This window comes from Paenibacillus riograndensis SBR5, assembly GCF_000981585.1.
Classification (GTDB): domain Bacteria; phylum Bacillota; class Bacilli; order Paenibacillales; family Paenibacillaceae; genus Paenibacillus_AQ; species Paenibacillus_AQ riograndensis.
Map to the genome: position 1 here is coordinate 5419556 of NZ_LN831776.1, position 23113 is coordinate 5442668.

At 52.9% G+C, this 23113-nt stretch carries 25 protein-coding genes; 4 read left to right on the forward strand and 21 right to left on the reverse strand.

Annotation, left to right across the window (positions count from 1 at the left end):
• Nucleotides 1–37 precede the first annotated feature (37 nt).
• The 10 genes from accB to PRIO_RS23105 form a co-directional block, all read right to left on the reverse strand.
• Entirely contained in the window at nt 38–547 is a 510-nt protein-coding gene (accB, locus tag PRIO_RS23060) for an acetyl-CoA carboxylase biotin carboxyl carrier protein (RefSeq protein ID WP_020426555.1), read from the reverse strand.
• 178 nt (nt 548–725) lie between these two features.
• Nucleotides 726–1649, reverse strand: a complete 924-nt coding sequence (locus PRIO_RS23065) for a SpoIIIAH-like family protein (protein WP_020426554.1) — start codon at nt 1647–1649, stop codon at nt 726–728.
• Nucleotides 1650–1708: 59 nt separating this feature from the next.
• Nucleotides 1709–2353: a stage III sporulation protein AG gene (gene spoIIIAG, locus PRIO_RS23070; RefSeq protein WP_020426553.1), complete on the reverse strand. Its 645-nt coding sequence runs from the start codon at nt 2351–2353 to the stop codon at nt 1709–1711.
• 43 nt (nt 2354–2396) lie between these two features.
• A complete protein-coding gene (locus PRIO_RS34050) occupies nt 2397–3200 on the reverse strand; it encodes a stage III sporulation protein AF (RefSeq protein ID WP_020426552.1) in 804 nt (267 codons plus the stop codon).
• Nucleotides 3201–3278: 78 nt separating this feature from the next.
• On the reverse strand, nt 3279–4535 hold the full coding sequence (spoIIIAE, locus tag PRIO_RS23080) for a stage III sporulation protein AE (RefSeq protein ID WP_082118139.1): 1257 nt from the start codon (nt 4533–4535) through the stop codon (nt 3279–3281).
• 48 nt (nt 4536–4583) lie between these two features.
• On the reverse strand, nt 4584–4973 hold the full coding sequence (gene spoIIIAD, locus PRIO_RS23085; RefSeq protein WP_025703761.1) for a stage III sporulation protein AD: 390 nt from the start codon (nt 4971–4973) through the stop codon (nt 4584–4586).
• A gap of 9 nt (nt 4974–4982) precedes the next feature.
• Complete coding sequence (gene spoIIIAC, locus PRIO_RS23090; protein ID WP_020426549.1) at nt 4983–5186, reverse strand: stage III sporulation protein AC; 204 nt, start codon at nt 5184–5186, stop codon at nt 4983–4985.
• Nucleotides 5187–5199: 13 nt separating this feature from the next.
• The gene (gene spoIIIAB / locus PRIO_RS23095; protein ID WP_020426548.1) at nt 5200–5718 is read right to left on the reverse strand and encodes a stage III sporulation protein SpoIIIAB; all 519 of its coding nucleotides are present in this window, start codon (nt 5716–5718) and stop codon (nt 5200–5202) included.
• The gene (gene spoIIIAA, locus PRIO_RS23100; RefSeq protein WP_020426547.1) at nt 5711–6715 is read right to left on the reverse strand and encodes a stage III sporulation protein AA; all 1005 of its coding nucleotides are present in this window, start codon (nt 6713–6715) and stop codon (nt 5711–5713) included. The genes spoIIIAB and spoIIIAA overlap by 8 nt, the downstream gene beginning before the upstream one ends.
• An 84-nt stretch (nt 6716–6799) precedes the next feature.
• Nucleotides 6800–7063 carry a YqhV family protein gene (locus PRIO_RS23105; RefSeq protein WP_025705504.1) on the reverse strand — a complete coding sequence of 88 codons (264 nt, stop codon included), beginning with the start codon at nt 7061–7063 and terminating at the stop codon, nt 6800–6802.
• 313 nt (nt 7064–7376) lie between these two features.
• Between PRIO_RS23105 and PRIO_RS23110 the strand changes: the two genes are divergently transcribed.
• Entirely contained in the window at nt 7377–8243 is an 867-nt protein-coding gene (locus tag PRIO_RS23110; protein ID WP_020426545.1) for a YitT family protein, read from the forward strand.
• A 364-nt stretch (nt 8244–8607) separates the two neighbouring features.
• On the opposite strand, the gene PRIO_RS23115 is transcribed toward PRIO_RS23110, so the two are convergent.
• From PRIO_RS23115 to PRIO_RS23130, 4 genes are all read right to left on the reverse strand, one after another.
• The gene (locus PRIO_RS23115; RefSeq protein WP_020426544.1) at nt 8608–9861 is read right to left on the reverse strand and encodes an aspartate kinase; all 1254 of its coding nucleotides are present in this window, start codon (nt 9859–9861) and stop codon (nt 8608–8610) included.
• Between the two features lie 619 nt (nt 9862–10480).
• Entirely contained in the window at nt 10481–11038 is a 558-nt protein-coding gene (gene efp, locus PRIO_RS23120) for an elongation factor P (protein ID WP_020429198.1), read from the reverse strand.
• A 50-nt stretch (nt 11039–11088) separates the two neighbouring features.
• On the reverse strand, nt 11089–12156 hold the full coding sequence (locus tag PRIO_RS23125; protein WP_020429197.1) for a M24 family metallopeptidase: 1068 nt from the start codon (nt 12154–12156) through the stop codon (nt 11089–11091).
• A 74-nt stretch (nt 12157–12230) separates the two neighbouring features.
• A complete protein-coding gene (locus PRIO_RS23130; protein ID WP_020429196.1) occupies nt 12231–12722 on the reverse strand; it encodes a YqhR family membrane protein in 492 nt (163 codons plus the stop codon).
• Between the two features lie 207 nt (nt 12723–12929).
• Between PRIO_RS23130 and PRIO_RS23135 the strand changes: the two genes are divergently transcribed.
• Both PRIO_RS23135 and PRIO_RS23140 read left to right on the forward strand, forming a co-directional pair.
• A complete protein-coding gene (locus tag PRIO_RS23135) occupies nt 12930–13877 on the forward strand; it encodes a DUF1385 domain-containing protein (RefSeq protein WP_051010649.1) in 948 nt (315 codons plus the stop codon).
• A gap of 7 nt (nt 13878–13884) precedes the next feature.
• On the forward strand, nt 13885–14226 hold the full coding sequence (locus PRIO_RS23140) for a hypothetical protein (RefSeq protein ID WP_020429194.1): 342 nt from the start codon (nt 13885–13887) through the stop codon (nt 14224–14226).
• Between the two features lie 53 nt (nt 14227–14279).
• Here PRIO_RS23140 and PRIO_RS23145 read toward each other — a convergent pair whose 3' ends face one another.
• The 3 genes from PRIO_RS23145 to mntR form a co-directional block, all read right to left on the reverse strand.
• Nucleotides 14280–15227: a patatin-like phospholipase family protein gene (locus tag PRIO_RS23145; RefSeq protein WP_020429193.1), complete on the reverse strand. Its 948-nt coding sequence runs from the start codon at nt 15225–15227 to the stop codon at nt 14280–14282.
• A 57-nt stretch (nt 15228–15284) separates the two neighbouring features.
• Nucleotides 15285–17003, reverse strand: a complete 1719-nt coding sequence (locus tag PRIO_RS23150; RefSeq protein ID WP_046507318.1) for a family 10 glycosylhydrolase — start codon at nt 17001–17003, stop codon at nt 15285–15287.
• A gap of 180 nt (nt 17004–17183) precedes the next feature.
• Nucleotides 17184–17609 (reverse strand): transcriptional regulator MntR, encoded by a 426-nt coding sequence (gene mntR, locus PRIO_RS23155; protein WP_019909637.1) that lies wholly within the window; start codon nt 17607–17609, stop codon nt 17184–17186.
• Between the two features lie 192 nt (nt 17610–17801).
• On the opposite strand from mntR, the gene splB reads away from it, so the two are divergent.
• Complete coding sequence (gene splB, locus PRIO_RS23160) at nt 17802–18878, forward strand: spore photoproduct lyase (RefSeq protein ID WP_020429191.1); 1077 nt, start codon at nt 17802–17804, stop codon at nt 18876–18878.
• A gap of 27 nt (nt 18879–18905) precedes the next feature.
• Here splB and PRIO_RS23165 read toward each other — a convergent pair whose 3' ends face one another.
• From PRIO_RS23165 to PRIO_RS23180, 4 genes are all read right to left on the reverse strand, one after another.
• The gene (locus PRIO_RS23165) at nt 18906–19619 is read right to left on the reverse strand and encodes a cytochrome c biogenesis CcdA family protein (protein ID WP_020429190.1); all 714 of its coding nucleotides are present in this window, start codon (nt 19617–19619) and stop codon (nt 18906–18908) included.
• A gap of 88 nt (nt 19620–19707) precedes the next feature.
• On the reverse strand, nt 19708–20511 hold the full coding sequence (locus PRIO_RS23170) for a metal ABC transporter permease (protein WP_020429189.1): 804 nt from the start codon (nt 20509–20511) through the stop codon (nt 19708–19710).
• Nucleotides 20512–21257: 746 nt separating this feature from the next.
• Nucleotides 21258–22007, reverse strand: a complete 750-nt coding sequence (locus PRIO_RS23175) for a metal ABC transporter ATP-binding protein (protein WP_020429188.1) — start codon at nt 22005–22007, stop codon at nt 21258–21260.
• Nucleotides 22008–22052: 45 nt separating this feature from the next.
• On the reverse strand, nt 22053–23033 hold the full coding sequence (locus tag PRIO_RS23180) for a metal ABC transporter solute-binding protein, Zn/Mn family (RefSeq protein ID WP_020429187.1): 981 nt from the start codon (nt 23031–23033) through the stop codon (nt 22053–22055).
• Between the last annotated feature and the right edge of the window lie 80 nt (nt 23034–23113).

Here is a 23113-nt window from a genome sequence, read left to right on the forward strand (position 1 = left end):
AGCTTGCTAGCTCCTCATCTCATGATTCTCAGGGCTGTTATTCCGGTTTCACCAGAAACAGCGGCTGGCCGTACTCCACCAGCTGTCCATTCTCTGCAAGGACGGAGACGATTTCGCCTCTCACTTCCGCTTCCAGCTCGTTCATCAGCTTCATCGCTTCAATGATGCAGACCGTTGACTTCTCGCTGACCCGGTCCCCTACATTGACAAAGGAAGGGGTTTCCGGAGAAGCGGCACTATAGAAGGTCCCAACCATGGGAGAAACAATTTTATGCAATGCGCCTTCAGGGGACGCCGGCTGCTGCGGAGCTGCCGGAATTTCGGTAACAACCGCCGGTGCAGCATGAGGCTGCGGGGTTTGCGGCTGCGGGGCTGGCGTAAAGGGATAGGCATAAGGAGTCGCCTGGATTGCCATACCGTCAGCCTCGGCGCGATCCGGTTTGCGGATCGCCAGCTTCATTCCTTCGCTTTCAATCTCCAGTTCATGTACGGAGGAGGTTTGGTCCAGCAATTTAATCAATTCCTTAATCTCGCTTAACTTGAACATTTAATAGTTCACTCCTTCAGCTTTCTCTCGAAGCCACAAGCAAAAAAGGCTTCTCCGTTCTTCTCAGGAAGCGTATCCCAGATAACTTTATGTATTATATCATAAACGCTAAAAATAGAAAGAGCCCGGGGAAACCCGAGCTCTTTCGGCAATTTCTGCTATTTTTTTGACGGGAATATTATTGCTCGGAAACATATTGGACTCTGATCTTATTCTGAGTAACGCTGAGTTCCTTCATAACGAGGTCCACAATGCCAACCGCCTGCTTCACATCCAGCTTATTGCTGAGGACAACAACGGTATAATTTTCGCCGGCTTCCTCTTTCACAATTGCTTCACCGTACTTTTGCTGCAGCTTTTCTTCGATGCCTGTGATTTTGGATTCCTTTTCCTCCAGCTTGCTCAGCTGCTCTTTGGCTGTTGCATTCTCGGCAGGAGTCTTATCCATGTCATTGATTAATGCGAGCAGATCATTCTGGTCTTTCAGGTTCTTCTGCTCACGTTCATAGAGATAGTTGGTGAACAGGCTGCTGGCCGATACACTCTGTGATGCGACTTCATCCAGAATGGCGGCGTCGTCTTTGGCCGGCGTTTTCTCTGTGTTGGCTGCTGCGGTGTCTTTATCCGCCTTCGTGTTGTCTTTGCCTGGTTTGGACGCATCTGCAGTTTGGTCTGCACCGCTGCCGGTTTCTGCTGTAACCGCATTGGCTCCGGTATCGCCGGTACCAGCGGCAGAGGTGCCTCCGTCTGTACCCGCAGCGGCAGACTTGTCTTCTGTTGCGGCTTTTTTATCGTCCGTTCCTGCCTTGCCATTGTCGTTGTCAGCTGTAAGGGCAGCTGAGCTGCTGTCCTCATTCACAGCGGCTTTGCCGGAGTCCTTGGCAATGTCTTGTGCAGATACTTCGTTAATGACAAGTCCGCTGTCCAGAGCAGGGGATTGCGCCCCGTCGGCTCCGCTTTTCATATTGTCCACCTGAACGCTGCCCGCTGTTTCCTTGGGAATGGACGCTCCGGAGTCTTCCGTAAACAAATAGTAAGCGGAAAGGACCACCATCAAGCTGAGCATGGAAACCAACCAAATCGTTTGTCTTTTGCCCTTCATTCTGAATTCCTCCTAAAGTTTTAATACATATCCTTCGTTAAAAAATGAATCTGAATCGGCTATTCCTGCTTGCGCGGAACGACGGATATGCGGTAGTCCGGCACGTTCAGGCCTTTTTCGACCGCTTCCTCAATCAGCCCCCGGACGACTTTGTTCTCCGCCCCTTTGGCGACAACCAGCACGCCGCGCACCTGCGGTTTGATCCGCTTGGTGATAATCGGGGTTTCATCGCCCGACTGGCTGTAGGTGACGATTTCGCCATCCCTTGTGTACTGTGTGGTATGACGCTTGCCGCCGCTGGCATCGGTTTCTTCGCTCTGCTGTTGGGAGTCGTTCATATTGCGCTGCACAACGATTTCCTCTGTAGAATCCACCGTGACCATGATATCCACCGTGCCGACACCGACGATTTTCTCCAGAATCTCTTTGGTCCGGTCTTCCAGCGCCTGCTCAATGCCGGCAAAAGAATTGGGGGCTGCTTCATTTCCCTGCTGCAGGGCCGCCTGCGAGCTTTCGGTCGGCGGCGGCTCACGCCCCGTATTCTCGCTGTCCAGCTTCTTCACATTCACAAAGGAGTTGAACAGCATGATCGCTGCACCAAGCAGCCCGAGTATGATCAGCCAGCGGAAGGTATGACCCCGCTTCGGACTGCCCGAACCTCCTCCCCCCGCCCATTGCTCCAGCTTTTTCAGCCAGTTGCCCATCTCTTATCCCTCCTGCCGTTTGTATTGGTTTCCTTCTGTATTTCTATAATTTCTCTGCTCCGGCACCGCTGCTCTGTACCTGAATGACGTCCCGGGTCAGATTCCAGTTCTGCTCCAGCAGCTTAATGACCGACTCAACATCCTCTTGGTTTGCTCCTTCTCCGGAAGCGGACCTGCTGCCACCGGAGGTTTCGGGCGGAGCTGCCGCTGTTCCGGCTGCTGCCGCAGCCTCTTCCTTGCCGGTACCCAGGCTAACCTGCACCGGTTCCACAGGTGTAATTACAATCGGCTCCGAAGCCGGGCCGGCGGCTGTCCCCGCCGCCGGGCTGCCCCCGCTGCTGCCTGCTCCAGCAGCCGGGACAGCTGCCGGGAGGGCAACCGTCACCGAGGTAATCACAGGCACTGTCTCGTCCCCAGGGCTGCCGGAGGCACTGCCCATACCCAGCTTCACAGTAACCTTGGTTCCCTGCAGACCGGTACTTCCGGCAATCTGGTCACGCATCTGTCCGGCCACCTCTTCGGCAGCGAGCTTCAGGCTCTGCTCCTGCGCCCCGGCGGCCAGCATCCGGCCGTCTGCCAGAATCTTCTCCAGAGAACCGGCCCCTTTGCCTGCTCCTGTCAGCATGCCGCCCTGCTGCTCCTGCTGATTCATAGCCAGGCTAAGCGCACCGGTCGCGTCGCCCTTCAGCATAGATACGATCGGGCTTAGCAGGGTCAGCAGGACCAGCAGGCTGAGCACCAGCCGGGCATACCGCTCCATGGATTTGCTCGGCAGCAGCATCTCTACAAAAGCGGCAAGCAGCACCACCAGAATGAGCTCCCGCAGCCAATCCCCCAACCAGGTCATCGCTTGCCTCCTAAAAGTTTGTATTGCACCGCTTCCTGCATCGTCTTCGTACAAAATCGCACCGGAAGCATAAGCGCCTTACCTCATCATGACGGTAACGTTACCGGCGGTCAGCATGATTGTGACGGCCAGGAAGAACATCAGCGATACGGCGGCCAGGGCCGCGAACACGTAGATCATGCTTTTGCCGATCGTCTGCAGACAGACTACAATCGGTGTCTCGCCCAGGGGCTGCATGACGGCGGCAGCCACGTTGTAGATCAGGGCAAGCACGAGTATTTTTATCGCCGGAAACGCGCAGAGGAACAAGATGATAATGACACCCGAAAGCCCGATGGCGTTCTTCACCAGAAGCGATGCCGAAATCACCGTATCCGTGGCATCCGCGAACATTTTCCCGATCACCGGCACGAAGTTTCCTGTAATGTATTTGGCAGCGCGGAGAGTCACTCCGTCCGTTACTGAGCTGGTTATTCCCCTGACAGAGATCACGCCAAGGAACACAGTCAGCAGCACGCCCAGCAGTCCGGCACCCACATTCCGCAGCAGATTGGCCAGTTGGGTCAGCTTGTATTTATCCGACATGGCGCTCACCAGGTGCAGCACCGCCGAGAAGAAGAACAGCGGGAAAACCACCGTATGAATGAGCGTGCTCACCGTATGGATCATGAACACAATCAGCGGATGGGTGACGGAGACCGTCACAATGTTCCCCATGGAAGCCAGCAAGGCGAACAGCAGCGGAATCATCGCCATCATGAAGTCGGTCATGCGGTCGATGGCATCCTTGGCATAACCAATGGCTACATTGAAACTGTTGACGGCAATGACCAGTACGACCATGTAGCAGAGCATATAGGCGATTTTACTGACGGATTTCCGTTCAAAAGCGGTCTGCAGCGTCTCCAGAATCATGCTGAGCACACTGATCATCACAATCGTTACCAGCAGCTTGCCGTTGAACATCACCTCATGCCACATAAAAGAAGTGAGTCCCTTCAACACACTTTTGAAGCTGAGGCCATCCTCGCCCGGCAGCAGCATATCCATCAGCGACGGGGTTTTGCCTTCGGGAAAAAATCCGCCATAGTCCTTCATCAGCTTATTCCAGTACGATTCCACTTCGCCTGTAGGCAGGTTCTGCACCTGCCCCTTCACCCAATGGTCTACTGCGGAAGATGAACCTCCCTGGGGAGCGGACTGCGGCGGCGGCGATGGAGAGGGCACTGCCCCGGCGGCGAAGGCGGTTCCTGAACACCACAGCAGCAGCAGGGCGGGCAGGAGCAGCAGAATGATTTTTAATTTTGGTGGCCGAAAAACACCGCGCGTCCGCATACCCTTTCCCCCGCCCCGCTTCTAACTTTGCTTATGCCCCTATACTTGTCAGGTTGGCAGCAGCTTCATCACCGTCTCGATAATAATGCTGATAATCGGCACGGCCAGCACCATGATCAGCACCTTGCCGGCCAGCTCGATTTTGGAAGCAATCGATTCCTGTCCGGCATCGCGCACGATCTGCGCCCCGAACTCTGCGATATAGGAAATTCCGATAATTTTGAACACCGTTTTGATATAGATCATTTCCATGCCCGAGGACTCGGCCACCCGCTCCAGCGTCCCCAGAATCGTTCCGATCTTGCCGATCAGGAACAGGAAGATCAGAATGCCTGCGGCCGTGGTCAGCAGGAAGGCGAACATCGGCTTTTGTTCCTTCAGTACGAGTATGAGGACCGTCGACAAGAGCCCAATTCCCACCACTTGAATGATTTCCATAGCCTTGGCCTATTGAAAAAGAAAAATCGTTTTGATTTCCTGGAGCAGGCCGTCCAGCATGCGGATGACCATAAACAGCACGATGATAAAGCCGACAATCGTTACCCAGTGGGCGATGTCTTCCTTGCCCATCTGTTTAAGCACCGTGTGGATCATGGCGATAATAATGCCGATGCCGGCAATCTGGAAGATCGCGTTGACTTCAATATTCATTCCTGGCACCTCGCTAAAAGATCAATATGACGATCAATGCTCCAAGCAGCAGACCCAGGCTTTTGTTCATTTTTTCATATTTGCCCTGATCTTCTCTGGCCGCTGTCTCCTCCTGCTTCAACTGCTGCAAAGCCAGCGCGATGTGAGTGCTCTGATTCGAACGGTCGCTGGTACCCAGCGTGCAGCTGAGCTGCCGGAGTATTTCCTTCTCCGTCCCTTTCAGGGAAGCCGTCTTCCAGTGCTCTTCCATGGCCTTCGAAATGGCAGCTTCGGCGCTGCGGTCCAGCGGCGGGCTCATCTCATCGGCCGCTGTGGTGAAAAAAGCCTTCAGCGGATCCTTCGACTGCATCCCGATCCGGCGCAGCGCTTCCGGCAGCGGGGTGTAGCCGTACTGGATCTCCGTCTCCAGCCGCTGCAGGGCGGCGATCAGGCCTCTGATGTGCCTGGGCCTGTCAGCATACTGGGCGGCCCGCTTGAACCCGGCCAGCGTGCCTGCCAGGACGATCAGCACCGCTCCGAAGAGCTTAAGCATGGCGTTCACCGCCCTGCCGGCCTTCAGGAGCGACCAGCAGCAGGCTGCGCCTCTGCCCGTCCAATATGCGGAAGGACAGCCCCGCCTCCGTCCGGTGGAGGATCACATAGCGCTCAAACATCCGGTGCTCCAGCAGTCCGCCGAGTCCGGGCCGCCGGGCCAGCTCGGACACCTCCTTGCCGTGCGCCGAAGCTACAACCGTAATGCCGGCGTGCAGCGCTTCGGTCACCGCTTCAGCATCCTCCGGCCGGCCGATCTCATCGGCGATCAGCACATCGGGCGAGAGCGAGCGGATCATCATCATGAGGCCCTCCGCTTTGGGACATCCGTCGAGGATGTCTGTCCGCGGGCCGACATCAAAAGCAGGAATCCCCCGGCGGCTGCCGGCGATTTCGGAGCGCTCATCGACAATGCCGACCTTCAGGCCCGGACGGCTGCCCTCGCGCCCGCCTCTTGTGCCCGCCGAGATCTGCCGGGCAAGATCGCGCAGCAGGGTGGTTTTACCGTGCTGCGGAGGCGAGAGCACCAGCGTATGCATAATCCGCTGCCGCCCCTTGTCGAGCAGGTACGGCAGCACACCGTCGGCGATGCCCGGCAGCTCACGGGCGATCCGCACATTGAAGCCGGTGATGTCGCGCAGATGCTCCACGCCCCCGCCGCTCAGCACGGTCCGGCCCGCAAGGCCAATCCTGTGCCCGCCGGGGATCGTAATGAACCCCTTGCGAAGCTCTTCTTCCATCGTATAGAGCGAATGATTGCTGATCAGGTCCAGCAGCCGGTGCGTATCCTCCCGTTCAGGCTTGTACGCTTCTTCTGGACTCAGCGTCAGGCTGCCGCCAACACCGAGAAAATGGTATTTGCCTCCGGAATAATTAATCTCCAGCGGGCGGCCTTCGCGGATACGGATCTCTTCCACCTTGTCGAGCAGGGGAGCGGGCAAGCCTCCCAGCAGTGCTCTTATTCGTTCAGGAAACAACAGCATCCAGTCATTAGCCATACAGAGTACCCCCAAGCTGTCCTCTACTTAAAATAGCTTTAATCCATATTTATGCTTGTACGCGTACATTATGACTATCATCTATCATTTTTTTAGAATCCCGATTAAGAGAAAAGCCACCCCGCAGCCAATCCAGCCCAGCTTGCCCCACGACAGATCCTGTGCCATCCCCGTCAGCCCCACCGCTGTGGTCAGAATCAGAATCGTCGGCCCGACAAGAGCCAATCCGGAATTGACTGCCAGCGCCTTATCCACCTGGTTCAGCTTCAGCATAATCAGCGCCGCCGCTATTTCCACACTCCCCGACAGCAGCCGCAGCGCCGCCATCCAGCTCACATACTTGTCCAATCCGCTTCACTCCTTTTACAAATCTATTGCCGGAAATCCCGTAATTTTCTTGCTGTTATCCATGGATATGCGGGACGGGCCCACTTTAGACAGAAGAAATAAGCGAATATACCAATAGGAGTGTGAAAGAAATCATAGTGAACCCCTCTATAAAAAAATATCATCGGTATGATAAAATATATTTTGCGCATTTTGAACAGATTGATCTGGAAAATATAAGTGCAGGCTCTTGGTTAAACTATGGGCTCCTTATCTTTTCAGGCACCATCCTAGAATGCAGATACAGACATCCGAAGAAGAGGGGATTTATGTCATGCAAGTTCGTAATGTTGTAATGCCGCTCGTTTCAGGGCCGGTTGCCAAGCAAGTGAAAGAAGTCGCCATCATTATTTTCTCGGCCTTTCTGGTCGCGAGCGGGCTGCGCCTGTTCCTCATTCCGCACCAGCTGCTCAGCGGCGGGGTTGCGGGAGCGGCATCCGTCATCGGCTACCTGACCAATCCGAAGTACATTTCGCTGTATTATTTTGCTATTAATCTGCCTATCCTGATCTGGGGTTTTGTGGCCGTGGGCAAAAAATACATCTTCTATAGCCTGTTGTCGGTCGTAGCCACCACCTGGTTCCTGACCGTTATTCCGCTGATCAAGCTGACCAAGGACCCGATTCTGGCCAGTATTTTCGGGGGAGTCATCATCGCCGGCGGGGTGGGCTTCTCTCTTCGGGCCGGAGGCTCCTCCGGGGGATTTGATATCCTGGGCTCCATCATTACGCGCAAGCGCGACATTCCGATGGGCACCGTTCTGTTTGTGCTGGATGGGCTGGTCATTCTGAGCCTGGGCTTCTTCAAAAGCTGGGACTCCGCCCTCTACGCGATGCTCTGTATCTTCGTCAAAAGCCGTGTGGTCGATATGATCCATATCCGCCACATCAAGCTGACCTGCTTCATTATCACCAAGGAGCGGGAAAAGATGCTGAACCGCCTCACCTGCCTGCCCCACGGCATCACTGTGGTTAATGCGGAAGGCGGGTACAGCCACGAAGGGAACACCATGCTCATGACCGTAACCACCCGTTACGAGCTGGCCGAGCTGCGCAAAACGATCCTCGAAACCGACCCCAAGTCGTTCGTCAACGTGCTGGAGACAGTAGAAATTGTCGGCCGGTTCAGACGGCTGGGGTAGAATCTTTTTTTGACTAAAAGAAGTGCCTTGCAGCCGAGAGCAGAGCCGTCACGTCCGCCGCAACATTGCTCAGGTGAGCCTGGCTGAGCCGGACGTGGCGAGACTGCTAATTTAACGGCATTTCTGCCGTTGTTGCTGGACTTTCCGGGCCAATCGGGTGAACTGGACCCATCCAGAACAAAGCAACGAGTCACAGCTTATAACAAAACAGTCCCATCTACCGCCTTTCTGCGGGGATGGGACTGTTTTGTTATTTCATGTTAATTGACCGTTCATAAGCTACCGCCACAGCCTGCATTCCCCAGCTACAAAAAAATGCCCCGCCGCCATATAGGCAACGGGACATTTCATCTAAGGCAGGCTTTTAGCGGCGGTCCTTCGGACCTCCGACAAACGCCTGCTCTTCTGTATCCAGATTGTAGGCGGTGTGAAGCGCCTGGATAATCTTTTGCAGATTGCCGGACTCAATTACGCATGATACTTTGATCTCGGAAGTACTGACCATCTTGATGCTCACGCCTTCCTTGGAGATCACATCGAACATTTGCGCCGCTACCCCGGGATGGCTGACCATACCCGCGCCGACAATCGACACCTTGACCAGATTATCCTCGGAAGTGACTTCACGGTAAGGAAGCTCGCTGTGAAGCCCCTCGATAACCTTTTTGGCATGCGCCAGCTCGCTCAGTGCAACGGTGAAGGAGAAGTCGGCCTTCTCGTTCTGCACACCGCTCTGCACGATGATATCAACGTCCACACCCTCCTCGGCCAGCTTGCCGAATACCTGGGCGAGAACGCCCGGCACATCCGGCACCCCGAGAATACTGATCCGCGCCACGTTTTTGTCATATGCAATTCCGCTAACTACCACACCCTGCTCCATGCTTGCTTCCTCCTTCACAACAGTACCTTCATTATGATTAAAGCTTGATCTGACGACCAGCTTCACCTGATAGCGTTTGGCGTATTCCACAGCCCGCGGATGCAGCACAGCTGCCCCGAGATTAGCCAGCTCCAGCATTTCATCATAGGAGATTTCATTCAGCTTGCGCGCTGTCTTCACGATACGCGGGTCCGTGGAATATATGCCGTCCACGTCCGTATAGATTTCGCAGACATCCGCTTGGATGGCTGCTGCCAGTGCTACGGCTGTAGTGTCCGAGCCGCCGCGGCCCAGTGTGGTGATCTCCCCGTCCACGGTCATCCCCTGAAAACCGGCTACGATCACAATCTGCCCGCGCTCCAGCGACTCCAGAACCCGGCGGGGATCGATTTCATTGATTCGTGCCCGGCCATGCGTCTCATCGGTCCGGAATCCGGCCTGCCAGCCGGTATAAGATACAGCGCTGCGGCCAATCCCACTCAGGGCGATGGACAGAAGCGCAACGGAGATCTGCTCCCCGGTTGTCATCAGCATATCCATTTCGCGTGCAGGCGGCTGCCCGTTCAACTGTTTGGCCTGATCGATCAATTCATCCGTGGTATCTCCCATGGCGGATACAACCACAACACAGCGGTGACCCTCATCCTGCTTATCTGCGATGCGCCCCGCAACACGTTTCATTCGTTCAATGTCGCCGACGGAGCTGCCTCCGAATTTCATGACATAAAGTGACAAAGTCCATTTCACTCCCTATTTCGGTCTATGTAACAGCTTATAATTTGGTTTCGTGCTTTAAACCAGTATAATACGAAAAACACCTCATGCGTTAATAGTTTCACAAAAAAATCCGCTTATTTTCTGAACACCAATTTTTCCCTGTCCAGAACCCGCCATGAATCCTGAGCAAGTGGAAAAGGTTAACAAAATCGCATAAGCCCATGTGCCCCACAGGATAGGTGGAAAAAGTACAACTAATCCGTTCTCGTACCATGTGCTCCACAGAATAGGTGGAAAAAGGACAACTAATCCGCTCTCGTACCATGTGCTTCACAGAATAGGTGGAAAAAGGACAACTAATTCAGCACATTCAGCCCCTGATGGAGTAATTTCGCCCAATTAAGTTTACTTTTTCCACTTAAATCTTACGATTACTGTCATTTGAGGAGGATTAGGTTCCCTTTTTCCAACTATATAGACTGGACTTGAAATCCGTAGTCTTCATGGGGGATAACCATAGTGGATTTTTTTGTATGACTGTACTTTGTGCAACAGAATACTACATAATTTCCTACACAACTAAAAAAACCCCCGCCGCAAACGCGGGGAGGCTGAAAATATCACTTCGTCTGACAATCTACGCGCGGGAGATGTATTTGCCTTCGCGGGTATCGATCAGCAGAACGTCGTTCTCGTTGATGAAGAGCGGAACTTGTACCGTGAGGCCTGTTTCCAGCGTTGCCGCTTTGGTTGCGCCCTGAGCCGTGTTGCCTTTAACGCCCGGCTCGGTTTCCGTAACCTTCAGCTCTACGCTGGTCGGCAGGTTGATCCCGAGGATTTCACCCTGGTAGCTGACGATATTCACGGTCATGTTCTCTTTCAGGAAGTTAAGCTCCCATTCCAATTGCTTGGCGGACAGCTCGAACTGATCGTAGGTTTCGTTGTCCATGAATACATGGTCCGATCCGCTTGCATACAAATATTGTACACCACGGTTTTCGATGATGGCGCGGCCGATCGTTTCACCGGCACGGAAGGTGCGCTCAACAGTGTTGCCGTTGCGCAGGTTCTTCAGCTTGGAGCGCACGAATGCGGCACCTTTACCCGGCTTAACATGCTGGAAATCGAGGACGGTAAAAATATCCCCATCCACCTCTACGGTCAAGCCTGTTTTGAAATCGTTAACTGAAATCACTAAAAATCCCTCCTGGAATCAATTTACCTGTTTACCTGATTATTAACACCTTACAATACTAAATAATCCTTTGAAGAATGGGTCAGCAGCTTCATGCCGCTTTCGGTGATCACGATATCATCTTCGATCCGCACACCGCCCAGACCCGGCAAATAAATGCCTGGCTCCACCGTTACAACCATACCCGGTTCCATAATTTCATCCGCCAGCTTGGACAACCGCGGGTTTTCATGAACCTCCATACCCAAACCGTGTCCTGTACTGTGTCCGAAATGTTCACCGTAACCGTAACGGGTGATGATGTCGCGCGCCAGAGCGTCGCATTCCCTTCCGGTCATGCCCGGCTTGATATTGGCCAGCGTGTGGAGCTGCGCTTCAAGCACAATATCGTAAATTTCTTTGAGCTTGGGGTCCGGAGAGCCCAAAGCGATCGTACGTGTTACATCCGAGCAGTAGCCATCCAGCAGCGCGCCGAAATCAAAGGTCACGAATTCATTGTTCTGAATGACCTTGCTGCTTGCCACGCCATGCGGCATCGCTGACCGTTCACCGGAAGCCACAATCGTATCGAACGAAGAAGAGGTTGCGCCGTGGGTGCGCATGTAGAATTCCATTTCCAGATCCACGTCACGTTCGGTCATGCCGGGCTTGATCACATTCAGGATGTGGCTGAACGTGGCATCCGCCAGATCCGCAGCACGCTGCATCACTGCAAGTTCGCCTTCATCCTTGAACGCCCGCAGATTCTCAACAGCCTTGGAGACCGGCACCAGCACCGCAGGCTGCAGCGCAGCCGCATATGTACTGTAGGCACTGAAAGTCACATCATCCTGTTCGAAGCCGATGCGGACATTCGCGCCCTGCAGCAGCTCGCGGACCGTCTCAATAAATTTCGGACCATGCTGTACCACCTTCAGGCCTGTAACCTGTTCCGCCGCCTGTGTCATATACCTGAAGTCAGTCAGCAGATAGCTGTCATCGCCGGTGACCAGCACATAACCGGAAGAACCGGTGAATCCGCTTAAATAGCGGCGGTTAATGCCGCTGGTTATTAAGATCGCATCCAATCCCTGTTCCTGCAAAACCTTGCGCAGCTTGGAGACACGCTTGTTGCCCATTTTCATTCTCCTCTCGAAATAGCCACATTGTATTTTAACATAGGGTCATGCCCTTGAGAAGTTTTTTCGGGCTGTCAGGCGAGCTTTGTCTGCTGTTCGCGTTTCCGTTCATCTGTGTATTCCATTGCCGCCGTATATCCGATGAATAATCCCCAGAGCAAAAAGATGCAAAATTCACTGACCACAGAGTTCCACGGCAGCCTGAACATCTTCTGCTGCAGGAATTGCCAGGATCCGGCAAGGAAGATCGCCGACCAGCACAGCACCCCGAAGATCATCCCCGGCCACGGCCCCTTCAGCTTGCGCAAGATCAGCACATACAGCACGGACGCTACCACCGAAAAAACAATAAAACATAAATAACCTAACAGATGACCCGCCGGTGTCATCAGGAACTCATGCTTAAAAAAGGGCTCGGCCAGAAATCCGGGGATTACCTTGGTAAAATGCAGGACATAGATCAGCCAGCGTACCCCACCCCAGATGAATCCGGCGAAAAAGCCCAGCTCTATGCTGAAAACAAAGGGGTTGGTATGTTCCGATTTTTGCTTAAGGGATTTGCTCATTTTGCTGCCTCTCTTTCCATGGATTGGAATTGCCTTCCGGCTCTCTCCTCCCAGTTCCTAGTATGTACAGTAAAAGGCAATCCAACTAGCAATGTCGCCATAAATTAGTTACAATGTATTATATAAATCACATTAAAACACGGGAAGGTGAATTGGTTGTCCCAAGAAACTCCAAGTTACGGCGGCCAAGCCGTCATTGAAGGCGTTATGTTCGGCGGCAAGCACATCAACGTAACTGCCGTAAGAAGGAAGAACGGGGAAATTACATTTTTGGAGGTGCCGAGAAGCGATAAGAGCTGGGTCGTAAAACTGCGCAGGATACCGCTTCTTCGCGGCCTTGTCAGTATTATAGATTCCAGCGCCAAAGGCTCGAAGCACCTGAATTATTCGGCGGAATCCTATGCCGAGGATGAGACGGAGCCGGAAGATCAGGCTAAGCAGCAGGAGAAAGCCAAGAAAAAGGAAGAGGGCTGGAGCCTGGGGATGATTTTTGGCGTAGCGATCATGGGGATTTTATCTTTCCTTGTCGGCAAGCTCATCTTTACCCTTGTCCCCGTCTTTGTTGAAAATTTTCTGTTCAAAAATGCATTTGATAACTACATTCTGCACAACCTCGTAGAAGGCGGAATCAAACTGGTTCTGTTGCTCGTCTATCTGTGGGCCATCTCTCAGACCCCTGTAGTGAAGCGGCTGTTCCAGTACCATGGCGCCGAGCACAAGGTCATCAGCGCATTTGAAGCCGGTGAAGAGCTGACAGTAGCGAACGTGCAGAAGTATAGCCGTCTGCATTACCGCTGCGGAAGCAGCTTCATGATGCTGACGATTATCCTTGGCGTCATTATCTATTCGGTGTTCCCTTGGGATAACCTGGTTGAACGTGTAGTGCAGCGGATTGTGCTGCTGCCGGTCGTAATCGGCATCTCCTTTGAGGTTCTGAAAGGAACCAATGCCGTAAGAGACATTCCGGGACTGAAGTACCTGGGCTACCCCGGACTGTGGCTGCAGCTGCTGACAACCAAGGAACCCAAAGATGAAATGGTCGAAGTCTCCATCGCCTCATTTAACCGGATGCGGGAGCTGGATGCCGCAATCGAAGCAGGGGCATATACTGAAGCAAGTGTGTCAGGCGGAATATTGGATCCTGCGAAAGGATGAGTGGTCTATGATCAAGCATGCTTTGATTTTTTGGATAAGTGTAGCGCTGGCGGTACTGGGTTTGGTTACACGGTTTATGCTGGTGGGCTTCGGGGCGCTGACGTCTTTGATTATTCCGCTTTTGCTTTTAGGAATTGTGTTTTATGCGAACCGGTCTTTCAAGGCCGGCTATGGCCGGGGTTCCGGCAGATCCCAAACGAAAGTCATTCCTTCCCAAAAAACCATGGCCAAAGTCGCTGGCCTGCGTAAAACGCAGCCGGCAGCTCCCGGCAAACGCAAAACCTATCCGTTTCAGGTGATCGAAGGCAGCAAAGGCAAAAACGATGAGCAGCTGCCCAAATATCATTAAAAAAAGCCTTCCCGCACTGCAATACGCGGGAAGGCTTTTTTATGCAAATGGACTTAGAAAATCGTAGGCTTCGGAAGCGGCCGCCAATTTTTGAAAAACGCCTCCCCCGCCTTATATCCGGCCGCATACAGCTCGTCACTTCTCTCCGGCGCGAGATTGAACTCCGTCATCGCGATGCCCAAGGTGGGAATCTTAACGGTCCGGATAAATTTCTCCGTTTCAATATACCGTTCATCATGGGCAGACAGCATGGTGCCCACCATAGCCTGCAGCATGCTGAAGGGACCGGTGATCCTGTGCGGCTGCGGTTCGGTTTTGCCGATCATCTGATACCCGACCGTGGGGATTCTGCGGCCCGGGCTTTTGAAACCCTCCTCCTTCTCGTCGAACAGCCACAACGGAAAATTGCTTAACAAGCCGCCATCGACCATATAGACAAACTGCTCAGCAAAAGACTTTCCTTTAGCCGCCTCATTGCTCAGCCGCAGCATTACCGGATCAAAAAAATACGGGATGCTGCAGCTCATCCGCACCGCTTTGGCTACCTCGAAGCCGTCCGGGGAAATCCCATACTGCTTCAAGTCGTCAGGCAGCACAACCAGACGGCCGTTCGTAATATCGGAGGCGATAATGGACAGCTTGCCACGAGGCAGATCTCCAAAGGTGACAAGCCCCTTTTCCTTCAAAATCCCGCGTATCCACGACTCCAGCGCCTCCCCGGAATACAGCCCTTTTTTGATCAGCACCCGAAAAGCCGGTCCCACATAAGCCGTATTGTAGAGAAAGCCCCTTTTTAGAAAAGAGGTAAAAGCGGTTGTCCGGATGATCCTGCTCATTGCTTCACCGTCATACCCCACCGCAAGCAGCGAGGCGATAATGGAGCCCGAAGAGGTTCCGGCCACCCGCTTAAACACCGCCCCCGCCTGCTCTGATGCCTGAACCGCGCCCGCGAGCGAGATCCCCTTTACACCCCCGCCTTCGAATACGGCATTGATCTCCATAGACAGTCATCCCCCGTTCCATAGACCTAATGCTTATCTATGAGCACGGGGGAAGTTTCATGACTTGAAATAAAAGGTCAGCAGGCTGTTGAGTCCAAACGGATCGCGGCTTACAATATCGTTCGCTCTGAACATAATGCTGCCGGCTACTTCATTGTATTTCTCATTATATTTTAACTGGTTGATAATCTGTTCGCTGCTTTGCCACTCAGCGCTTTTGTCGGTTCCTACTTTGTAGGTGGCCTGTCCTATGTAGAGCTTGACCCCGGAACCCTTCACCTCGTTCACCCACCAGTCCACGAGCTTGTCGTACCGGGCCGCATTAAAGGAGAGGCTCCAATAAATCTGCGGGGCAATATAGTCGATCCAGCCGCTGCGTATCCAGGTCCGCGTATCAGCGTACATGTCGTCATAGGCAGATACCCCTGCCGTGGTATCGGAACCCGTGCTGTCCGCCTTCTTGTTGCGCCAGACGCCAAACGGGCTGACACCGAAGGAGACATCCGATTTCACGCCATGAATGGATTGGCCGAGCCGGCTGATGAAATCATTGATATTGTCCCGCCGCCAATCCCCCTTGGAGCTGATGGACTTGGAATTATAGGTCTTGAATGCCTCATCATCGGCAAAAGATCCGGATGGATAGAAATAATCATCCAGATGGACCCCGTCAATGTCATAGCCCTTCACTACTTCCATTACGGTATCGATGATGTGCTGGCGGGCTTCCGGAATGCCCGGATTAATATAGAGCTTGCTGTCCGCTTTGACGATCCATTCCGGATGGGCTTTTGCCACATGATTGCCCGCCAGATTGGCCGTGTTGGCATCTGTTGTCGCGCGGAACGGATTGAACCAGGCATGGAACTGCATGCCCCGGCTGTGAGCGGCACTGATCATAAATTCCAGCGGATCATAACCCGGATTCTTGCCCTGCGAGCCGGTCAATACCTTGGACCAGGGAACAAGCACCGAGGGATACAGGCTGTCCCCGGAGGGTCTGACCTGCACGAATACGGCATTGAAGCCGGTTTTTTGCAGCTTGTCGAGCAATGTGTTGAATTCCTGTTTCTGCTTGGCCTCATTGCCCGCTGAGGAAGTAGAAGGCCAGTCCAGATTGAACACGGTTGAGATCCAGGCGCCCTTCATTTCTTTCGGGGCCTTCGCTCCAGGAACCGATGGAACCGTCGGTACAGGTACTGTTGGTGTCGGCACGTTCGGCGTTGGCACGTTAGGTGTTGGCACGTTAGGTGTTGGCACGTTAGGTGTTGGCACAGGGGTTGGTGTCGGCACGCTTGTCGGTGCAGACACCGCCGGCGCGGACGGTCCGACAATCTCCGTATTTGAATACAGCGCAATGTGTTTGGTTGCCTGATTCCAGACGACCTGCAGCCCTAGCTGTTCACTTACAAAACGCAACGGTACTGTCACCCGGCCCTGCACAATCTGCACAGAGGTATCCAAGGCTACCGGTGTTCCCCCTACATCGGCTGTCTTTTTGCCGCTGGTAAGCTTCAGCACATTCTCCCCTTTGCTGATCGTCGCAGTCTTATTGCTTTGATTCCACTCGACCGCTGCACCCAGCCCTTTGCTGATGACACCTACAGGCACCATAGTCACGCCTGAAGCGGTAATAAACGGCGGTACTTCACTGTTCAAGGTCACACCATCCAGCTCAATGGTTATCGGTACGGCCGCCGCCTGAACGCCGGTCATACCGAGCGGGAGACATAACAGCAGCACTAATAACCCTAACATCCATTTACGGTAATTCATAATTCCTCCCCGGTATACAGTAAAATTTTGCGCAGACACCAAAAAACGGCCTTCTCGTCCTTATCAAAAGGGAGACGGCCGTTTCTCTTGCCAAACGGAGTCCTGAAACAAAAAAGAACGATACCGTTATGACGTAAAAAAACTGGAAAGGTTGCGGTAATCACACAAAAACAACATCATTTATGAGTCGCTGACCAGTTCAAGATGAATATCGTATAAGGTCTGCAGACGCGCTTCATCACGGCGAAAATACTCCACCAGCGTCTCAATGCGCGTAATGGAGTCCCAGCTCAAATGATGCTCGATTCCTTCCACATCCTTATAAATATGCTCCTGCTGGACTCCGATCAGGCCGAGGAATTCCTCCAGCAGCTGGTGGCGGTCAACGAGACGTTTTCCCACTTTTTTCCCTTTGCTTGTTAGGACAAGCCCACGATATTTCTCATAGATGAGATATTCGTCCTTATCCAGTTTTTGGATCATCTTGGTCACAGAGGAGGGGTGGACTTCCAGTCCCTCGGCAATATCCGAGACCCGCGCATAACCCTTCTCGTCGATGAGCTTGTATATGCGCTCCAAATAATCCTCCATGCTGGGTGTTGGCATTCAACTTTACCTCTTTTCTATAATGAGCGTGGCGCCGGGGCGGACCTTGCTTTAACAATGATACATGTTTCTGCCGCTCCTTGGCAAGTCCTGCGGCACAGTTCCCGCAGCGCTTAGCGATGTTTTCCATGGTTTTCACCGGCCCGATCTCGGCACAATAGCCTTATCCTCATTCATAAGGAGCGTGAATTCATGACCACGGCAGTAACCGAACGCCCCTCCGCCAAAAAACACCGCAAGCCCACCAGCCTGTTTATGCCTGAACTTGTTTTTTTTGAGCCGGAAGCGCTGAAGTATCCCAAAGGTGAGCGGATCATGGAATGGGTCAAAGCGCAGAATATCCCTTACCGCATGACTACTTCACACAACCGGATTACCAATCTGCCGGGAGAAACGGAACTGGAACAGTACAAGATTGCCAAACGGACCCTTGTGGTGGGCATCCGCAAAACCTTGACCTTTGACCAGTCCAAGCCCTCTGCTGACTATGCCATTCCGATTGCCACCGGCTGCATGGGCCACTGCCATTACTGCTACCTGCAGACAACTCTTGGCGCCAAACCGTATATCCGTGTGTATGTCAATACAGGCGATGTGATTGATGCGGCCAAAAAATATATTGAAGAGCGCGCACCGGAGATCACTTCCTTTGAAGCGGCGTGCACCTCCGATCCGCTGGGATTGGAGCATATCACCGGTTCTCTGGCCGAGCTGATTACCTTCATTGCGGACGAGCCACTGGGGCGGCTGCGTTTTGTCACCAAATACCAGCATGTTGAGCCGCTGCTCCACCTGAAACATAACGGCCACACCCGGATCCGGTTCAGTGTGAACGCCGATTACGTGATCCGGAATTTCGAGCCGGCGACGGCACGCTTCGAGGAACGGATTGAAGCTGCCGGACAAATCGCCCGGGCCGGGTATCCGCTTGGCTTCATCATCGCCCCGATCATCTGGCATGAGGGCTGGCAGGAAGGGTACGCCGGGCTGCTGGCGAAGCTGGCCCAGGCGCTGCCGCCGGAGGCGGGCAAAGGCCTTACTTTTGAAATGATTCAGCACCGGTTCACCAAGACGGCCAAAACCGTTATCGAGAAACGTTATCCGAAATCCAAACTGGAAATGGACATCGAGAAGCGCAAAAAGAAATGGGGCCGCTGGGGCCAGCACAAATACGTCTATCCCGATGAACAGCAAACCGCCCTGCGGGAATTCATCACAGAGCGGATTTTTGAACATTTCCCGGAAGCGGGAATTGATTATTTTACCTGATTGGAGGACGGTTATTGGGATCAGCAGTTAGAACTTCAGCCAATCCGGCGTAATTCCCTGCAGCCATATGGTGATACGGAACATCTGATCCGTAAACAGCAGAAGTCCCATAAAAATCATCAGTCCCCCGCCCACCTTCATCAGCAGATTGGAGTATTTGAGGATGCGCCGGGCTCCGCCGAGGAAGAAGGCCAGCACAATGAAGGGCAGCGCAAAGCCGATGCAATAAGCCGTAATCAGCGTAAACCAGGCCCCTTGGTCGCTGGCCGACAGCGCAATGATTGGAGTGAGGATCGGGCCAATGCATGGAGACCAGCCTGCCGAGAAGCCGATGCCCAGAATGAATGAGCCCAGATAACCCGCCGGCTTCCATTTCAGATTGAGTTTGCGTTCACGGAGCAGGAACTTGGGCTGAAAAATCCCCAGCAGGAACAGCCCCATCGCCATCACAAGAATGGCTGATAATTTCCGGATTAAATCCCGCTGCTCCTGAAATACTTCTCCAAACAGCCCGGCTCCGAAGCCGATGGTATAGAACACTGCCGACAATCCAAGAATAAAGGCCAGCGTATGGCTGATGGTCCGGAACCGGGCCTTTCGGGTAGTGCTTCCGGCCTTTAATTCCTGAACGGACAGACCGGTGATATAGCTCAGATAGGAAGGGTACAGCGGCAGACAGCAGGGCGATATGAAAGACGCCACACCGGCAGCAAAAGCAATTCCTGCATTCAGGTTAGACAAAGTGGCTTCTCTCCTTCCGGGCTTAAGGGTCACTTCGTATGAATGGATTACATTACTTTTAATTCAACCTTCCACTCTTCCGTTCACTTTACGCTGGCAGCCCTTTTTTGCCAATCAGGGTTAAGGCCAGCAGCGCAATCAGCAGCAGAACAATTGTGGCGCCAGGGGCCAGATTCCATATTCCTGCCACCACCAGCCCGCCGACCACCGCAATCTCTGCAATGATGACGGACAGCATCACCGAAGACTTGAAGCTGCGCGACAGCAGCAGACTGATTGCCACGGGAATAGTCAGCAGCGCCGACACCAGCAGCGAGCCGACGATCTTGATCGCCGTGCTGATCACAAGCGCCGTCAGCACCGTTATCAGCATATTCAGCAGCTTCACGGGCAGCCCGCTCACGCTGGCTGCATCCTCCTCAAAGCTGAGCAGAAAAAATTCTTTGAAAAACAGAGTTACCACGACCACCACCGCCAGGGTGACGATCCCCACGACGATGAGATCCGTGTTGTCGAGCGTATAAATGCTGCCGAACAAGTAGCTCATCACATCCGCATTATACCCTTTGCCCAAGGTAAAAAAAAGCGAGGCCAGCGCCACGCCGCCCGACATAATGATGGCGATCGACAGCTCGGCATAGCTTTTGTATGCCTTGCGCAGCTTCTCGATCGCGAAGGACGCCACGACCGCAAAGATCAGCCCCGCTCCCAGCGGATAAAAGCCGGTCAAAAAGCCGAGCGCTACCCCGGCAATCGTCACATGCGCCAGCGTATCGCCGATCATGGACAGGCGGCGCAGGACCAGAAACACGCCGATGAGCGGCGCAGTAATCCCGATCATCAGTCCGCCCGCAAGCGCCCGCTGAAAAAAATCACTGAATAGAATTTCCAAAATTTCAATCTCCTCTGAGTATCAAATACTTAGCGAAACTTCAAAAAGCGAATTTCAAAAATCTTTTCCAAAACCTTTTCGATCCCTCCCAAACCCTCCCTTCCAAGGGAGGGCCCCTAGGGCTCCGCCCTCTGGACACCCGGCAAGGGCAACTTGCGTGAGAGAATCGGTAGATGGTGCTTAGAGACGGGGATGAAGGATCGCTTTCCGTCCCTTCGGGACACGCTTAACGGATGCGGGATCTAGATACTGATATCACAAACCCAAACCGGGCTCTGACCAGCCCACCATACGCCTTAACGGATGTGGGATTTAGGTACTGATACTTAAGAACCCCTGTCTTTATCGTATGACCAATCACAACTCGTATTTACGTCTTTTAAACATTACGTTTTTGCGTAAACATCTTTTCGCATCAAATGTTATAACTGTATTTGCTGCAACTATTTGATATATAAAATGTTGTTTGGAGGTTTTAAATGTACTTCGTACACTTAGAAGCGGGCTAACCCGGCGTTTGATCAACATTCCGCATATATAAGTGTACGAAGTGCAATTAGCTCCTTATGCGCACGAAAAAGTTAGTTTTTAACTGCACAAAGTACAACTAAACTAACCTTAGCATGCAATTATTAATCCCCTGCGCAAATTAACTATATAGAGTGAACTTAAGTGACGCCCCTGTCAACACAGGGATTCCTCGGGGCGCATACCTGATTCTTAAGTTCAGCTTATACAGAGTCAGATTATGAGATTGTATGCTGCAGGTTATCTACGGCGCAATCCTGGGCGTCATGGGAATGGCGGCAGTAAAAATTGATTTTGCCGTTCTTTTGCACCGGCTCCTCGCCCAGATAGTTCTTGATCATGTCAATGTCATGCGACACCATCAGGAACGTCATGTGGTGATGCGCATGCATATGCATAATCAATTCGAAGAACCCTGCCTGCGTCTCGGCATCAATGCCGACCGTAGGTTCGTCCAAAATCAGCAGATCGGGATGATTGATCAGCGCCCGGGCCAGAAAAACGCGCTGCTGCTGGCCGCCGGACAGCTGGCCGACTCTTTTATCCGCTATATCCTGTATCCGCATCACTTCCAGCGCATCGTCGCATTTCTGCTGCTGTGCTTTGGATACTCTGCGGATCAGATTTTTGTTATTGTATAATCCGGACATCACGACCTCGCGCACAGTTGCCGGAAACAATGGGTTAAAAGCGTTTTTCTGCGGCACATAGCCGATCCGCTCCCAGTCCTTGAACTTTTTGACCGATTGTCCGAACAGCTTGATTTCGCCGCTGGTTGCGGGGAGCAAACCGACGATCATTTTCAGAAGAGTGGTTTTGCCGGCCCCGTTGGAGCCGATAATGCCGAGGAAATCCCGTTCCTTCACCGTATAGCTGAGGTCCGTTATTACCTTCTGTTCGCCGTAGGAGAAGGATAGGTCCTGTATTTCGATTATATGCTGATGGCAGTCCAGGGATACCGGTTGCATGTAAGTACCGCCTTTCACTTATACTTTCTACTTATACTTTCTTTATTATTGTAAGGCCAGAATCAGATTTTGCAAATTTTTCTCCATCAGGGTGAAATAATTGTCCCCATTCTTCTCCTGTGCTTCCGTCAGCCCTTCTACCGGATTAAGCACCATGGTGGATACCCCGGCTTCAGCCGCAAGAGTTTTGGCCAGCTTGTCCGACACCAGCTCTTCGAAGAAAATATAGCGGATGCCTTCCTTCTTCACCAGATCAGCAAGCTTCAGCAGGTCCTGGCTGCGCGGTTCCGCATCGGCGGACAGTCCCATAATGGCATGCTGGGTCAATCCGTAATCACGGGCCAAATAAGCAAAAGCCTGGTGGGATACCACAATCTCATGATTAGGCAGCTTGGCAAGTTCTGTTGCAAATTTACTGTCCAGCGCCTTCAGACGCTCCGCAAGCTTGTTGTAACGCTCTTCGTAGCCATCCTTATGCGCAGGGTCAACAGACTGCAGGCTTTCTTTTATATTCTCCGCCATAATAAGCGCTGATCTGGGGCTTACCCACGTGTGGGGGTCGGTATGCAGAGTGTCTGTGTGGCCTTCTGCTTCTGCCTCTGCTTCCCCTTCTCCACCATGATCATGCCCGTCTTCCTCGTCAGTCATGATATAATCAACGCCTTTGCTGACCTCCACCGCTTTGGCTTCACTGTCCGCATCCAGGCTCTTCAGGAAATTCGGCACCCAGCCTTCCAGCCCCGCTCCATTGTACAGGAACAGCTGAGCTTTGGAGGTATTGATAATATCCTGGCTGCGCGGTGTCCAATCATGCGGCTCTACACCTACCGGCAGCAGATTGATGGCATGGATATCCTCCCCGCCAATCTCGCTGGCAAATTCATATATAGGATAAAAAGTAGTAATTACGTTGATTTTACCTTCCACGATACTTCCGCTGCTCTTCGGACCACAGGCTGCAAGCAGCAAAAATACCAGCAAAGTCAGCGTAAGCAGCACGCCCCTGTGCAGGCTCTTGGTTAACATTGGATTGATCGACTCCTCAAATCGTAAATTTTACTATTTGAATTATAATAGTAATAGTTACGATAAGTCAACAAGCCCAC